Here is a 14,876-nt window from a genome sequence, read left to right on the forward strand (position 1 = left end):
TAACCCGCGAGTTTTTTGTGGGAGCGCACCCTGTGCGCGACAACCTGACGGAGCGGGAACGACGAGGCGCCTGTCGCGCACAAGGTGCGCTCCCACAGTATTCAAAGCTTGAGGTAGATCTTCTTCCGATCCATGGCATAGACGATCAGCCACCACAGCGCCACGAACGCGATGGCAAAGGTCACCGACGCCACGTACGGTCCGGCAATCGGCGTGATCCAGCTGGCGAACACGCGACGATAGAGGGGATCGAGAATGCCCAGGCCGAGCAGCAGGATCTGCATCAGCTCGGAACCGCCGTAGGCCGTCACGGCATTCACGCCAAAGCGTCGCCCGATGGCCGGCCAACCGCGCTGGTCAATCAGCACATGGAACAGCACCAGCGCGAGCGTGGCCCAACCTGCGGTCCACAGCACGAACGACGAAGTCCACAGATTCTTGTTGAGCGGAAACAGCAGCGACCATGCGAAGCCCAGCAGCAAGTACGCGATACCGGACAGCGCCAGCGCCTTGATGTTTTTGTCGCGCAACCAGTGTCCGGCACGCAGGCCGAGCAGACTGGTGGCAAGCGAAGGCAGGCAGCCCAACAGTCCTTCCGGGTCATGGCCGCGACCGCTGACCGGATCGATCTGATAGACGGTGTGGCCGAAGATGGCGAAGTCGATGCGGCTGACGATATTGGCGAACGGCTCCAGCGAACCTCCCGCCAGCAGCAATACCCAATAGCCCAGCAGCAGCGCGGCGATGGTGATCCATTGCAGACGCGGCTTGACGTAGATGGCGAACGCAGCCGCCCCCGCGAAGCACACGCCGATGCGTTGCAAGACGCCAGGGAAGCGCAGGTGCGCCTGCGGCATGATCGCCCATGCCAACAGGTTGATGGCCACGCCGAGCAACAGGATGCGCAGGCCGCGCTTCAGCGCTGCGCGCATCAGCAGCCCTTGGTCGGCGCCCTGCTCCACCCGCGGACCGATGGCGAGCGCAATGGAGACGCCCACCACGAACAGGAAGAACGGAAACACCAGGTCGGTCGGCGTGCAACCATGCCACTGGGCGTGTTCCAGCGGCCCGTACACGTGATCCCAATCGCCGGGATCATTGACCAGCAACATCAGTGCGACCGTACATCCGCGCAACGCATCAACTGAAGGCAGGCGGCGAAGCGCATCACTCATGGTGCTGGTTTATCTGCCGGCACCAGCGTCACCGCGCCCACACCGTAGATCGGCCCCGTGATCGGCGAGGTGAACACCAGACACAAGTCATGCGTGCCGGCCTGTTTCGCCAAGGCGCCCTTCAGGGTGAACGTGGCCGGCTGATCGGTAGGCAACGGGAGCGAGGCAAGCTGCTTGCCCTTGCAGCTGTCCATATGCACCACCAGCTCGCCCTGCGGCGTGGCCGACGGATATGCCTTGACCAGCTTGGCCTCGTGCGCCAGCGCGTAGTTGCGCGGCAGGCTCGCGGTGTCCACGCGGATGGCGGCGATACCGTCGAGCCTGGCCGCGCGATACATGCGGCAGTTGTCGAACACGTTGATCAGATACGTCGGCGCCATGCTGGTGGCATCCGGCGTGGGCTGTACGCGCAGGCGGAAATCGCTGCCCGGACAGTTCTCCAGCTCACCCGTGGTGCGCGTGCGCAGCGATGGCAGATCGAGCACACGCGTACGCGCGGCAGCCAGCGGCGTGCCGTCAGCGGCCAGTGCCACGGCCTTGATCGTGGTGGGCAGCTTCACCGTGAAGGGACGCACATACAGCGGCGAGGACGCATCCGGCTCGCGGCCATCGGTGGTGTAGTGCAGGCTGCCGACCTTGGCCTGGTTCGATAACTTCACGCTGGCCTGGCCGCTGCTGATGGCGGCATTGCGATCCGTGTCGATCGACGCCGCGAATGCGCTGTCGGCGTATGCGATGTCCTGCATGCGATAGCGCGCCAACTGGGACGGCATGCGCTCGAGGAAACCGTGCCAGTCGTGTTCCTTCGCCGGCGTCCACGCCGCTTCGGACAAGGCGGCGATGCGCGGGAACACGTTGTGCTGAACATGCCGCATGGTCGGCATATGCTCGGTCCACAGATTGGCCTGCATGCCTAGCACGTGTTTCGCCTGCGCCGCGCTCAGCGCCTTGGGCACTGCCTCGAAGTCGTAATAGCTCTGCAGCGACATCGACGGCAGGCGGCCGGTGGTCTCGTCCGGCAGATCGCTCTGCATCTGGTCGAGATACAGCTGCGGCGCCGGCGACAGCACCACATCGTGGCCAAGCTTGGCCGCATCGATGGCGCCCTGCGTGCCACGCCACGACATCACCGTGGCACTCGCCGGCACGCCGCCTTCGAGGATTTCATCCCAGCCGATCAGGCGACGATTGTGGGCCGCGAGGTACTTGCCCATCTGATCGATGAACCAGCTCTGCATCGCGTCTTCGGTCTTGATGCCCAGCGTCTTCATGCGCGCCTGCACGGTGGCAGACGCCTTCCATTGATCCTTGACCGCTTCATCGCCGCCCACATGGATATAGGTGGACGGGAACAAGGCCATCACTTCGTCGAGCACGTTCTGCAGGAACTGCAGCGTGTGATCGTCGACGTTGTAGAGGTAAGGATTCACACCCCAGTCCACCGACACCGGCGGTCGCGTGCCGGTGACGCCAAGCTCCGGATACGAAGCGACCGCGGCCTGCGCGTGACCAGGCATATCGAGTTCCGGCACGACGGTGATATGCCGCTCGGCGGCATAGGCCACGATGGCCTTGATGTCGTCCTGCGTGTAGAAGCCGCCGTAAGGAGCCGGCGGTGCCTGCTTGCCGAGCGTGGGCGGCGTGCGCCAGGCGCCTATGCGGGTGAGTTCGGGGTAGCGCTTGATCTCGATGCGCCAACCCTGGTCATCCGTGAGATGCCAATGTAGCGTGTTGAGTTTGTGCTGCGCCATCTGATCGATGACGGTGCGCACTTCGGCCGGTGTCCAGAAATGGCGCGCGGAGTCCAGCATCATGCCGCGCCACGCGAAGCGTGGTTCGTCGCGGATATGCGCGGGTTCCACGCGCACATCGCCGGTACCCGGCGATGGCGTCATCAGCTGCCATGCGGTGATGGCGCCGTAGAACAGGCCGGCTTCGTCGCGCGCCGTGATGCGGATGCCTTGGGGCGTCACATCCAGCGTATAGCCTTCGGCGTTGGCGACCGGCGCCTGCGGATCGCGCTTGAGCACGATGGCACCCTCGCCGGGTGCACCCGCTTTCACGGCGAGTTGCAGATGGCGCGTGTGAGCCGTGAGCGAGGCAAGATACTCGGCCGTGCGGCGCGCATCCGCATCGCCGCTGTCGACCACGATGGCCGTCTGCGGCGTCACGGTGAATCCTTGACCACTCACGCTCAGCTGCGCCGGCATCGGGATCAGGTTCACCGGTGTGGCGCCGTGGGCGAAGGCGGAGAGACCACAAAGGGCGAGGGCCAGTACGCAGGATGTTTTCTTCATGGTTCGTCTCGTCATGTGACGTCAATCATGGGGAAGGCTGATGGCGAACAGATACCACGCATCGTGCGGAATCCACTGTTCGGTCCAGCGCCAGTCTTCGTCCTTGCCGGTCTGGGCGTAACCGAGGTCGAAGGCGATGCCCTCATCGTCGTTCAAGCCCGAGGTGATGCCGTTGATGATCGCGCCCGGCGCATTGGTGTACGCGTACGAGTCGAAGAACATGTACGGCGCGTTGTTGTGGCCGCTGCCCATCAGCATGCTGCTGTCGTACGGATTGCGGCCGAGTATCCAGTGCAGCTGGTTCCAGGCGTAGGTTTGCAACTTCTTTCGGAAAGCTTCGTCGCCTGCACTGGCGTACAGCGGCGCAGCCACGCGCGCCGCCGCCGCCAGCGAGGCGATGCGCGCATTCTCTCCCTGCCACCACGGCGCGGCCTCGGTGTCGTGTGGGAAGAAGAACGCCGTGCGCACGCGGCCATCGCCGCCGCGCACCAGCTGGCGCGCATAGCCGAACGGATTGCTGACCTCGCTCGTGACGGTCAGCTCGGCTTCGAGCGAGCGCTTCACGATGTCGCGCACCTTGGCCTGGCGCTTCGTATCGGCGATACCGGCGTACTCAACCAGCGCGACGACCGGCAGGCCGGCGTCCGAGGGATGGAAGAACGGACGCGTGCCATCGTCGGCGCGCCAGTAGTCGCGATGGCCGTCGTGCGTGATCAGGCGCGCAAGCAGGCGATCCGCTCGCGCATCCGCGGCTTTGCGCCAGGTCTCGTCGTGCGTGGTGCGATACAGCTCCACCGCAGCGAGCAAGGCGCAGTAATCGTCGGTGATGTTGTCCTTGCCGTCGTTGGTCAGCTCGCGATTGTGGGCGTCGAGAAAGCGATAGGCGTCCTCGGCGGCCTTGAGGTAATCCTTCGCAGTGAAGTCGCCATCGACGCCGGTACGTGCCGCCAGTGCGAGCGTGGCAATCGCCATGCCGCCGCCAGCGCGGAAACTGGCCTCATACGCATGCGGACCATGAGCCGGCTGATCGACGCGCTCGGTGTGATCGCCTGGCTTGAGCTTGATCTGCGTACGCCAGTTCGGATCGCCGATGCGGCGATCCTGCGGCAGCTTGCCGGGACCGGGACCGTCGATGGACTGATAGAACGAACCGTCGGGACGCTTGTCGCGCACCAGGAAGTCGGCACCGAACAAGCCCTCGTCGAGCAGGCGACGGATGTACTCACGGAAATTCTTGTCGTTGCGCGCTTCCAGCTGCTGCCAGGTGCGCAACAGGCTCCAGGCGGCTAGCGGCAACTGCTGAGTGTTGAAGTAACTGGTCGGGTTCTGGTGCGACAGGTGGATGCCGTAGTCGCCCGTCGCGTCGTACCAGCCACCATGGATATCGAGCGTGCCCGGCGTACCGTCGGGATGCGGAAGATGGGTGTCGGCCTTGTCCAGCAAGCCGCTGGAGCGTTGGCCCTTGAAGTAATAGACCACGTTGGAGAGCGTGTTGCGCTCGAGCACGTTGTCCTGGATGGCGAAGGTCGAGGAGCGTGTGTCGCTGCTGTCCTGTGCGACGTCCACGTAGTAGTGCCCCGGTGTACGCATGCTGCTGAAATCGGCGATGGCGTAGCTGCCGTTCCAGCGAGCCACACCCGTGGGCGCGGAAAGCTTGCCTTCCATGGCCACCTTGCCTGAGTTGGCGTCCACAACGCGAAACGTCTGCGGCGATGGGCCGGACGCATCCATCACGATGGCCTGCTTGACCGCGCCGGTGTCGTAACCGACCTGGTCGACCAGTACCTTCCCTTCCGATGCCAGCGCACCCTGCGCGACCAGCACCGCGAAGATCATCGCAAGACGTTGCTTCATGCCATCGGCTCCCGCAGGTTCTTGGAACGGCATTCGAGACCCCGAAGAAAAATCGGGCCCGGCAAGTGTGCCGGGCCCGTTGGCGGGGAGGAAGCCTTAAATCAGATCTTGAAGCGAAGGTTCACGTAGTACTGGCGGCCGTTCACGTAGAACGCGTAGGGCTGCTTGCCGTAGTTCGGGCTGAGCGTGTAGTACTTCAGCTTGGGGTTGTTGAGGTTCATGGCGTCCAGGGTGAGCGACATCCACGAGTTGATGTTGTAGCCGAACGAGGCCGCCAGGTTGCCAATGCCATCCTGGTAGAACGTATCGGTACGGCTCACGCCGGCGTAGAACGACGAACGGTAGGTGTAGCTGATGCGGGCGTTGAACATCTGGTTTTCGAAGTAACCGGAGACGTTGAACGTGTTCTTCGAGGTGCCCTGGAGCGGCACGCCGTTTTCCGCCGAACCGCTGGCGTAGGTGTAGTTGGTCTGCACGCCGAAGTTGTCGCCGATCGGCTGGATGTAGTTCAACTCCACGCCCTTGACGTGACCATCGACGTTGGTCGGCACGCTGACCTGGTACGTCGCGAACACATCGCGGCCGGCCGTGTTGCTGGCCTGCTGGTCCTTGAACTGGATGTTCTGGTTACCGAAGTTGATGTAGTCGCTCAGCTGCATGTCATACACGCCGGCCGACACCAGGCCACGCGGAGCGAAGTACCACTCCAGCGCTGCATCGAAGTTGGTCGAGATCAGCGGCTTCAGCTGCGGATTGCCGCCGGTGCCGGTGTGCGTGAGGTCATCCAACGAGTACGAACCGGCCAGTGCCGAGTAGTCCGGACGGGTCATGGTCTGCGAGGCGGCGAAGCGTGCCAGCAGGTCGTCGGTCAGGTTGAACTTGAAGTTGAAGCTCGGCAGCAGCTTGTCGTAGCTGTGCTTGTAGGTGTTGGTGTAGTAGTCGCCGAACGCGGAACCGGTGATCGGGCCGTTCGTGGTGTAGATCGACACCGCGCTGGAGTTGTAGTTGATGTCTTCCTTGGTATAGACGTAACGGAAGCCCGCGTTGGCGCTCCAGCGCTCGCCGGAGAAGTTCGCCTGCAAGTAGGCAGCCGTGTCCTTCTCGTTGACCTTGTAGATGTTCTGCCAGTTGAAGCGCGTCACCGGATCGCGGTTGGCAAACTTCGCATTGAACGCGGCCAGGTCACCCGGGCTGTAGTACCAGGCCGGACCGGGGCCATTCACGCCCAGATCGCTGTTGAAGCTGCCCGGATAGTTCTTCCAGCTGGTCGGGTAGTTGGCCGGATTCTGCCAGTCGCCGGTCGGACCCTGACCGATGTCGGTCTTGTTGTCGCGGGTGTGATCGGAATAGCGCACGCCGAAGTCGAGCGTGGTCAGCGCGATCGGCGAGCTGTCGAAGGCGTATTCGCCGTCGGCCTGGAAGAAGTTTTCCTTGTCCTTCACGTGGATGTTCTGGTCGCCGAAGATCCAGCCAGCCGACGGAATGATGCCCGACGGCGTGGTGTTGTCGCCGCCGATCGACCAGTTGGTCGGATTGCCGGTGCCACGCATGCCCCAGCTCGCGCCGGCGCCGGCGCCGAAGCCCAGCTCGCTGACGTTCTGCTCGTCGCTGTTGCCCTTGCCCTGGGTGGTGCCGACCTGGCCGGTGAACGTCAGGTGGTCGGTGGCGCGCCATTCGGCATCGAGCGTGGTGAACGCAGACGAGGACGAAGCGCCCGGACGCGAGATCTGGTCGTACACGCCGTACGGCGTGGTGCTACCCGGCTGCGGAGCGAACACGGCATTGGTCAGCACGTTGCCCTTGACGGCATAGCTCTGCAGGCCTACGCCGCTGGGCACGTACTGGCTGTTCCACAGCATGTAGTTGCGGTTGAAGTTGTCCGCTTCCAGCTTGGAATAGAAGGTGTCCAGGTTCAGCGTGAGGTTGTCGAGCGGCTTCCACTCGATGTCGATCGTGCCGCCCTTGCGGGTACGCGTCTGCGTGAAGAGCGTCTGGCCGATCAGGTTCGGGTAGTACTTGTTCGCCAGGTCCGGATGGGCCACGGCGATCGCATCGGTGGCCGCGATCTTGTTATAGCCACCGACGATTTCCTGGCCGTCGCGCTGCAGGCTGCGCTTCTCATAGAAGCCCTGCGCCATCACGCCGAAGGTGTTGTCGTTGTTCTTCCAGTTGACCAGGCCGTCGAACTGCGGCTTGGTGTCGCCAGGCAGATCGGAGTACACGCCACCCACGGCAGCCTGCGCGGTGAACGGCTGGGCGAACTGCAGCGGCTTGCGCGTGGTGATGTCGACGGTGCCGGCGCTGCCGCCTTCCTGCAGCTTGGCTTCGGAAGTCTTGTGCACGGTGACTTCGCTGACGATTTCCGCCGGCAGCAGGGTGTAGCTCACGCTGCGGCCCACGGTCTGCACCTGGCTCAGCACGAACCAGTCGCCGGTGCCCACGGTGTGACCGTTGACGAGCGTCTGGGTCATGCTCGGGTTGGTGCCGCGCAGGCTCACGCGATCGTTTTCGTCAAAGCCGCCTTCGCTGGCGCTGGACGAGCTGATGTTGATGCCGGGCAGGCGCTGCAGCGTGTCGGCCACGTTCTTGGCCGGCAGCTTGCCGATGTCTTCGGCGGTGATCACTTCGATATGCGAGTCAGCGGCCTTCTTGAGGTTCAGCGATTCGGCTTCCGAATCGCGGATACCGACCACGGTGACCGTGCCAAGCTCTTTGGCCTTGGCCTTTTCAGCGGCAGTCTGTGCGTTGTCCTGGCCCGACGCGGCCGGGCCGGACTGCGGCGCAGGCGTGTTGTCGGCGGCATAAAGCGAACCGGACAGACAGAGTCCGGCGATGATGCTGGCGGCTAGCAGAGTCTTGCGGTGTGACATGGTGATCCTCCCCTCGAAGGCGTTTTCTGCAGCGGATGTTGTGGGTCGTCCGGCTGCGGCGTGGCTGTCTGGGCGTGTGCCCGGTTCAGTGCAACGGTGTAGTGCTGAGTCGGTACTTCGTTTTCCCGCGGTCTTTACGTGCGTCCGTCCAGGTACAAGCCGGCCGCACCGATCACACCGTGCTGGCCGTGCTCCATCAGTCGTACGGGAACCTGTTGCAGGAAGGCGCGCATGACGCCCTTGTTGAAAAAGCGCTGGCGGAAGCTGCTGGCGAGCAACACTTCGCGGATCTGCGGAAGAATCCCGCCGGCCAGGAACACGCCCCCGCGTGCGCCATACAGCAGGCATAGATCGCCCACGAAGCTGCCGAGCAAACCGCAGAACACGTCCAGGGCTTCGACCGCTGCCTCGTCGCTGCGCTCCAGTGCCGACTGCGTCACCTGGCTGGGCAAGCTCAGCAGCGGGGCCTGGCCGCGCAGTGCGCACAGCGCGCGATACAGATTGAGCAAACCAGGGCCAGACAGTGCGTGTTCGAACGACACGTACTCGCGATCACGGGCCAGGTAGCGAAGAATCTCGATCTCGCGTTCGTTGCCCGGCGCCAGCGCAATCTGGCCTGCTTCGGTGGCGAGCACGGTCGCATGCGGCTTGCCGGGCAATAGCACCGCCGAGCCCAAACCCGTGCCCGGACCCATCACCAGCACCGGGCCTTCGGCCGGCGCGGCGTCGGTGGCGATCACCGGCGTGGTATCGGCCTGATGCAGGAACTGCGTGGCATAGGCCACGGCTTCGAAATCGTTGACGACAGCGAGCTGCTCGATACCGAGGCTGTCGCGGATATCGCGGATGGAGACCGGCCACGGCAGGTTGTCGTTGACGATGGCGTCGCCCAGCACATACCCCGCACTGGCCACGGCACAGCGGTTCACGTGCACGTTGTGATCGAGCTGGCCGACGAAGTCCTGCAGCACGGCGGTGAGGCTGGGCCAGTCGGCGCAGGCATAGCGGTGGTACTGCAGCACGGTCACCGGACGCGTGCCGTCCGGCTCGCGGCTCACCAGTCCGATGCGAGCGTGCGTTCCTCCGACGTCCGCAGCGAGAAACATGGCTTCTTGCGCCAAGAACTCACGTGCGTTGTGGCTGACCCCTTCGACCACTTGCGATCCCCTCGTCATCCTGATGTCACGTTCCTGTGAACTCTCCCTCATTTGGCCGGAGTCTGGGTAATGGTTGACAACGTTGTCAACAATCCATCCGGCACATACGAAAATGGCCTATGCGGCAGGGCAGCATCTTGGTTCTACTGGCAGGCTGCCACAGGTCCCATGATCGTCATCAATCGCTTGTTTAATATGTATTTTTAATCCATTTCAGCATCGCCAGGAAACGATCTCGCAGCGCGCCATGGCGACCCCCATGGCGCTTGACTCAGGCCAGCCATTTGCCCTCTGACACGGGGGGATTTTCGGCCTCTATTCCCCTGTCGCGACAGATGAAAGCGGGCTCATTTGACAACGTTGCGAAGTCCGCGAGTCGCAGGAGCTCGCGACGTAACTTCACGTCTCCTCAATCCGCCAGTGATGTGAACCTGCGCCGAAAAGATCGCAAAGAACTGCGCAAACAGGCTGTTTTCGTGTGATGAGCGCCAATGGGAGCGCAGGGTTTTGCCTGGACACGGGTGTGTCGCAGTGCAAGTCGGCAAACTCAGTCTCTTCTGCAACACTCCACCTGACCCGCCCCCCCCCGCCCACGAATCGCCCGCATGTCGACACGCACAGAGCAACTCAGCCCACGTGCTGAAAGAGACGATGCCGGGAAGGTGCGCGCGTGACATTTCCGCTGGCCGACGTACAGATCGAAACACTGGCCGAGGACGCATGGCTGTTGCGCTTTGGCGAAACCATCGACGCCGCCGTCAACGATCGCGTCCACGCCGCAGCCGCCAAGCTGCAGGCGGGCCTTGAGAACGTGGAATGCGTGCCAGCCTATGCCAGCCTGTTGCTGCGTTTCGATGTGCTGCAATGGCTGGACGATGACGGCCGCTTCGGTGCCGAACGCCTGCGCGCAGCGATCGCTGCCGCATGGAACGAGCACTCGTCAGTGGCAAAGGCGGTGCGCGAAGTGAGCATTCCGGTCTGCTACGACGGCGCCGACTTGCCTGAAGTAGCCACGCATGCGCGGATATCGATCGAAGAGGTGGTCGCGCGCCACACGGCTGCGCGCTATCGCGTCGCCATGCTCGGCTTCGCGCCCGGATTTCCCTATCTGCTCGGCCTCGATCCCACGCTGGCCATGCCGCGCCGCAGCCATCCGCGTACCAGCGTGCCCGCCGGCAGTGTCGCGATCGGTGGGCAGCAGACAGGCATCTATCCGCAAAGCCTGCCTGGTGGCTGGCAACTGATCGGGCGCACGCCGATGCGTCTGTTCGACCTCGCTGCCGCATCGCCTTCCCTGCTGGGGCCCGGCGACCATGTGCGCTTTCGCGCGATCGACCAGGACGAGTACGAGCGACTTGCCACCGACCCGGTTACACGCCCATGAGCGTCGAGGTCATCAAGCCTGGATTGCTCACCAGCCTGCAGGACGCAGGGCGTCGCGGGTATGCACATCTGGGACTGGGCCGCGCCGGGGCCATGGACGAGCCGGCCAGGCGGCTGGCCAATGCCCTCGTCGGCAATGCCGGCGACGAAGCGGTGCTGGAGATCACGCTGGCCGGTCCCACGCTGCGCTTTCAACACGACGCCGTCGTGGCGCTCACCGGTGGCCTGATTGAAGCGCGCGTGGAGGGCCAACCCTTGCCCGCGTGGACCAGCTGCTTCCTGCCCGCCGGCAGCGTGCTTCGCCTCGGCGGCATGCGCCACGGGTGCCGCAGCTATCTGGCGGTGCGCGGCGGCTTCGACGGCGCGTCGGTACTGGGCAGCCGCAGCAGCGATCTGCATGCCGGCGTGGGCAGGGCTGCGCAGAGCGGCGACGTCATCGACATCGGTGAACGCGCATCGGCATCCTGGTTCCGCGCCGGACTCACCATGCAGGCGTTGCGCTGGGGCCTCGATCCGCAACCCTGGCTCGACTATGCCCGCGCGCCGCTGGCCTTGTTGCGCGGTCATCACTGGCATGCGTTGGACGATGCCTCGCAACACGCGCTGTTCACCCAGCGCTTCATGGTGAGCAAGGACAGCAACCGCACCGGCAATCGACTGGAAGGCATGCCCCTGCACTTGCGCCAGCCGCTGGAACTGATTTCCGAAGCAACCCTGCCCGGCACCTTGCAGCTGCCGCCCTCGGGCCAGCCCATCGTGTTGCTGGCCGAAGCGCCGGTGACCGGTGGCTATCCGCGCATCGGCCAGCTGGCCATGGTGGATTTGCCGCGTCTCGCGCAGCGTCGGCCGGGCGATACCGTATCCTTCCGCGAGACAACTCTGGACGAGGCGCTGCAACGCCTCACCGAGCGCGAGGCCTCGCTGCAACACCTGCTGCAACGCATCGAACAACGCCTGGAATCCGCATGAAACTCTCCATCGCCAAGACCATCGACATCAACAGCGACCTGGGCGAATCCTTCGGCGCCTGGCGCATGGGCGACGATGCCGCGCTGCTTGCCATCGTCAGCTCGGCCAACATCGCCTGTGGCTTCCATGGCGGCGACCCGGACATCATGCGCGGCACCGTCGCCATGGCGGTACAACACGATGTGGCGATCGGCGCGCATGTCTCCCTGCCCGACCTGCAAGGTTTCGGGCGACGCGAGATGGCGGTGACGCCGAACGAAGCCTATGCCATGACGCTTTATCAGATCGGCGCGCTGCAGGCGTTTGCGCAGGCGGCAGGCACACGACTGCGCCACGTCAAGCCGCATGGCGCGCTGTACAACATGGCGGCACGCGATGCCAGGCTGGCGGCCGCGATTGCGCGGGCCGTCCACGATTTCGATCACTCGCTGTTTCTGTTCGGCCTGGCCAACTCGGCGCTGATCGATGCCGGGCTGGCTGCCGGCATCCCGGTGGCGGCCGAAGCGTTTGCCGATCGTCGCTATCGCGCCGATGGCTCGCTGCAACCACGGCGCGAACCCGACGCAGTGATCCAGGAAGGCGATGAGGCGATTGCCCAGGCGATGGCGATGGCACGCGAAGGTCAGGTGCGCGCCATCGACGGCAGCATCGTGGCCTTGCAGGCTGACACCTTGTGCGTGCATGGCGATGGCGAGCACGCCGTGGCCTTCGCACGTCGATTGCGCGCCGCACTGGAAGCGGCCGACATCGGTATCGCCGCGCCGCACGCCAGCGGGGCACGCGCATGAATTACTGGCCGCTGCTCGGCGTCGCGGTCATCGTCATCGGTTTTGCGCTGCGCTTCAATGCCGTTCCCGTGGTGGTGTGCGCTGCGCTGGTCAGCGGTTTGCTCGCCGGCTTGCATCCCGCCGACCTGCTGGCCCTGCTGGGCAAGAGCTTCGTGTCCTCGCGCATGCTGTTGATGTTCGTGCTCACCCTGCCCGCCATCGGTCTGCTCGAACACGCCGGCCTGCGCGAGCACGCCCAGCAATGGATGAACCGCCTGCGCGGCTTCACGCTGGCCCGGCTCTTGATCGGTTATCTGTTCATACGCGAAGTGCTCGCCATGTTCGGGCTCACCGGCGTCGCCGGCGCCGCACAGACAGTGCGCCCGCTGCTGGCGCCGATGGGCGAGGCCGCGGCCGAGAAGATCAAGCCTGACCTGAGCGACGCCGAGCGCGACGAAGTGCGCGCGGTCGCTGCCGCCACGGACAACATCGGCCGCTTCTTCGGCGAGGATGTCTTCATCGCGTTGGGCGCGGTGCTGCTGGTCCAGGGCTTCTACGCCCAGCACGGCATCGATCTCACGCCACTGGCCATCGCATTGTGGGCGCTGCCCACGGCCATCGCCGCCTTCGTGATCCAGTCGGTACGCGTGTGGTTGTTCCAGCGCCGCCTGCAGCGGCGCGCCGCGCTCGCCCGCGTCGAAGCGGAAGCCTGAGCATGTTGCGCATCGAATACGCGTACTGGCTGATTGCAGCTTTCCTGTTCTACACCGCCTGGCGCAACGCGCGTGCGCAACAGATCGCTCGCGCCTCCTTCTGGGCGCTGCTGGGCCTGCTGTTTGCCGGTGGCGACGTGGTGCTGGCGCAACAGAAGGCCGGCAACGCCCTGCCTGCGCAGATCGCCGGATGCATGGTGATCGCACTCGCGCTGCTCGCGCCCCGCCTTCGCCGCCAGGCCCACCCGGAGACGGCCAGTGCATCGGCACGCGAGGCGTCCGCCCTGCGCCTTGGCCACAAGCTGTTTGTGCCCGCCCTGCTGATTCCACTGGTGACCTTGCTGGTGGCCTTGTTCGGCGAACATCTGTCCATCGGCGGTTACGCGCTGTTCGCCAAGCCGCAGATGACCTTGACCGGGCTGACGCTCGCCTGCGTGCTCGCGCTGTTCGCGGCGGCGCGCGTGGCGCAGGCGCCGCTGCATCAGGGCTTGTCGGAAGGCCGGCGCCTGCTCGATGCGATCGGCTGGGCGGCGCTGTTGCCGCTGTTGCTGGCCGCACTGGGCGAAGTGTTTACCCAGAGCGGCGTTGGCGCGGCGATCTCGGCGCTGGCGCAGATGATCCTGCCCGAGGGCAATGCCTTCTTGTGCCTGCTGGTGTTCTCGCTGGGCATGGTGTTGTTCACCGTGATCATGGGCAATGCGTTCGCCGCATTTCCGGTGATGATGGCGGGCATCGGACTGCCGCTGCTGGTGCATCGCTACGGCGCCAACCCGGCCATCCTCGGTTCCATGGGCATGCTGTGCGGCTATTGCGGCACCCTGCTCACGCCCATGGCGGCCGACTACAACCTGGTGCCGGCAGCACTGCTGGAGCTGCGCAATCCCTATGGCGTGATCCGCGCGCAGGCGTGGAGCGCTGCCAGCATCTTCGTCGCCACCTTCGTCATCATGTGGCTGCTGGTCTTTCGCTGACGCCGCACGACTTGAGATCCGATCATGAGCCAACCGCGCATCCTGCTGACCGGTTTTACGCCGTTCGGGAATGAAGACATCAACCCATCATGGGAAGCCGTGCGCGCGCTCGACGGCAAGCACATCGCTGGCCATCGCGTGGTGGCCCGGTTGCTGCCGACGGCCTTCGCCGATTCGCAGCGCGAGCTGGCGCTGGCCATCGACGAGGTGCAGCCCAAGCTGCTGCTGGGCGTCGGGCAGGCTGGCGGACGTAGCCGACTATCGATCGAACGGATAGCGATCAATGTGCAGGACGCCCGCATTGCCGACAATGCCGGAGCACAGCCGATTGACATGGCCATCGTTGAGGACGGCCCCGCGGCGTACTTCAGCACACTGCCGATCAAGGCCATGCTCAAGGCACTGCTCGCCGAAGGGCTGCCGGCCGAAGTGTCCAATACGGCGGGCACCTTCGTGTGCAATCACGTGGCGTATCTGATGCTGCACCTGGCCGAGCAGCATCGCGGACTGCGCGCGGGTTTTATCCACATCCCCTACCTGCCCTCGCAGGCGGCGCGCTTTCCGAACGCGCCCAGCATGAGCAAGGACGACGTGGTGCGCGCCCTGTCCATCGCGTTGGAGGTAGCGGCCACGCAGCACACCGACGATCGTTACGGCGCCGGCGCCCTCGACTGAGCGACGCCGCGACGCATAAAAAGAGGGCCTGGCAAGACGCCAGGC

Annotated in this window: 11 protein-coding genes; 6 read left to right on the top strand and 5 right to left on the bottom strand. The window is 64.6% G+C overall.

What is annotated here, in order from left to right; translation table 11 throughout:
- Window positions 1–101 precede the first annotated feature (101 nt).
- From AB4Y82_RS15030 to glk, 5 genes are all read right to left on the bottom strand, one after another.
- Window positions 102–1,175 (bottom strand): acyltransferase family protein, encoded by a 1,074-nt coding sequence (locus AB4Y82_RS15030; protein ID WP_441602774.1) that lies wholly within the window; start codon window positions 1,173–1,175, stop codon window positions 102–104.
- The gene (locus tag AB4Y82_RS15035; protein WP_441611449.1) at window positions 1,172–3,472 is read right to left on the bottom strand and encodes a family 20 glycosylhydrolase; all 2,301 of its coding nucleotides are present in this window, start codon (window positions 3,470–3,472) and stop codon (window positions 1,172–1,174) included. Before AB4Y82_RS15035 ends, AB4Y82_RS15030 begins: the two co-directional genes overlap by 4 nt.
- A 21-nt stretch (window positions 3,473–3,493) precedes the next feature.
- Complete coding sequence (locus AB4Y82_RS15040) at window positions 3,494–5,326, bottom strand: glycoside hydrolase family 9 protein (RefSeq protein ID WP_441602772.1); 1,833 nt, start codon at window positions 5,324–5,326, stop codon at window positions 3,494–3,496.
- A gap of 101 nt (window positions 5,327–5,427) precedes the next feature.
- A complete protein-coding gene (locus AB4Y82_RS15045; RefSeq protein WP_441602771.1) occupies window positions 5,428–8,196 on the bottom strand; it encodes a TonB-dependent receptor in 2,769 nt (922 codons plus the stop codon).
- A gap of 134 nt (window positions 8,197–8,330) precedes the next feature.
- A complete protein-coding gene (glk, locus tag AB4Y82_RS15050) occupies window positions 8,331–9,404 on the bottom strand; it encodes a glucokinase (protein ID WP_441602770.1) in 1,074 nt (357 codons plus the stop codon).
- Between the two features lie 619 nt (window positions 9,405–10,023).
- Between glk and pxpB the strand changes: the two genes are divergently transcribed.
- Genes pxpB through pcp form a run of 6 tightly spaced genes read left to right on the top strand, consistent with a single transcriptional unit; the run spans window position 10,024 to window position 14,831 of the window.
- Window positions 10,024–10,737 (top strand): 5-oxoprolinase subunit PxpB, encoded by a 714-nt coding sequence (gene pxpB, locus AB4Y82_RS15055; RefSeq protein ID WP_441602769.1) that lies wholly within the window; start codon window positions 10,024–10,026, stop codon window positions 10,735–10,737.
- A complete protein-coding gene (locus AB4Y82_RS15060; protein ID WP_441602768.1) occupies window positions 10,734–11,705 on the top strand; it encodes a biotin-dependent carboxyltransferase family protein in 972 nt (323 codons plus the stop codon). Before pxpB ends, AB4Y82_RS15060 begins: the two co-directional genes overlap by 4 nt.
- Window positions 11,702–12,493 carry a LamB/YcsF family protein gene (locus tag AB4Y82_RS15065; RefSeq protein WP_441602767.1) on the top strand — a complete coding sequence of 264 codons (792 nt, stop codon included), beginning with the start codon at window positions 11,702–11,704 and terminating at the stop codon, window positions 12,491–12,493. Before AB4Y82_RS15060 ends, AB4Y82_RS15065 begins: the two co-directional genes overlap by 4 nt.
- A complete protein-coding gene (locus tag AB4Y82_RS15070) occupies window positions 12,490–13,185 on the top strand; it encodes a DUF969 domain-containing protein (protein ID WP_441602766.1) in 696 nt (231 codons plus the stop codon). The genes AB4Y82_RS15065 and AB4Y82_RS15070 overlap by 4 nt, the downstream gene beginning before the upstream one ends.
- Window positions 13,186–13,187: 2 nt before the next feature.
- On the top strand, window positions 13,188–14,156 hold the full coding sequence (locus tag AB4Y82_RS15075; RefSeq protein ID WP_441602765.1) for a 5-oxoproline transporter, DUF979 family subunit: 969 nt from the start codon (window positions 13,188–13,190) through the stop codon (window positions 14,154–14,156).
- Between the two features lie 24 nt (window positions 14,157–14,180).
- On the top strand, window positions 14,181–14,831 hold the full coding sequence (gene pcp, locus AB4Y82_RS15080; RefSeq protein WP_441602764.1) for a pyroglutamyl-peptidase I: 651 nt from the start codon (window positions 14,181–14,183) through the stop codon (window positions 14,829–14,831).
- Window positions 14,832–14,876 lie beyond the last annotated feature (45 nt).

It is taken from the genome of Dyella sp. 2YAF14, assembly GCF_052114725.1.
Lineage (GTDB): Bacteria > Pseudomonadota > Gammaproteobacteria > Xanthomonadales > Rhodanobacteraceae > Dyella.

Bases quoted from the DNA above. Each gene is read 5' to 3' on its own strand.
- AB4Y82_RS15060 (WP_441602768.1), top strand. From the start codon at position 10,734: ATGAGCGTCGAGGTCATCAAGCCTGGATTGCTCACCAGCCTGCAGGAC.
- pcp (WP_441602764.1), top strand. From the start codon at position 14,181: ATGAGCCAACCGCGCATCCTGCTGACCGGTTTTACGCCGTTCGGGAAT.
- AB4Y82_RS15070 (WP_441602766.1), top strand. From the start codon at position 12,490: ATGAATTACTGGCCGCTGCTCGGCGTCGCGGTCATCGTCATCGGTTTT.
- AB4Y82_RS15030 (WP_441602774.1), bottom strand. From the start codon at position 1,175: ATGAGTGATGCGCTTCGCCGCCTGCCTTCAGTTGATGCGTTGCGCGGA.
- AB4Y82_RS15075 (WP_441602765.1), top strand. From the start codon at position 13,188: ATGTTGCGCATCGAATACGCGTACTGGCTGATTGCAGCTTTCCTGTTC.
- AB4Y82_RS15045 (WP_441602771.1), bottom strand. From the start codon at position 8,196: ATGTCACACCGCAAGACTCTGCTAGCCGCCAGCATCATCGCCGGACTC.
- glk (WP_441602770.1), bottom strand. From the start codon at position 9,404: ATGAGGGAGAGTTCACAGGAACGTGACATCAGGATGACGAGGGGATCG.
- AB4Y82_RS15040 (WP_441602772.1), bottom strand. From the start codon at position 5,326: ATGAAGCAACGTCTTGCGATGATCTTCGCGGTGCTGGTCGCGCAGGGT.
- AB4Y82_RS15065 (WP_441602767.1), top strand. From the start codon at position 11,702: ATGAAACTCTCCATCGCCAAGACCATCGACATCAACAGCGACCTGGGC.
- AB4Y82_RS15035 (WP_441611449.1), bottom strand. From the start codon at position 3,472: ATGAAGAAAACATCCTGCGTACTGGCCCTCGCCCTTTGTGGTCTCTCC.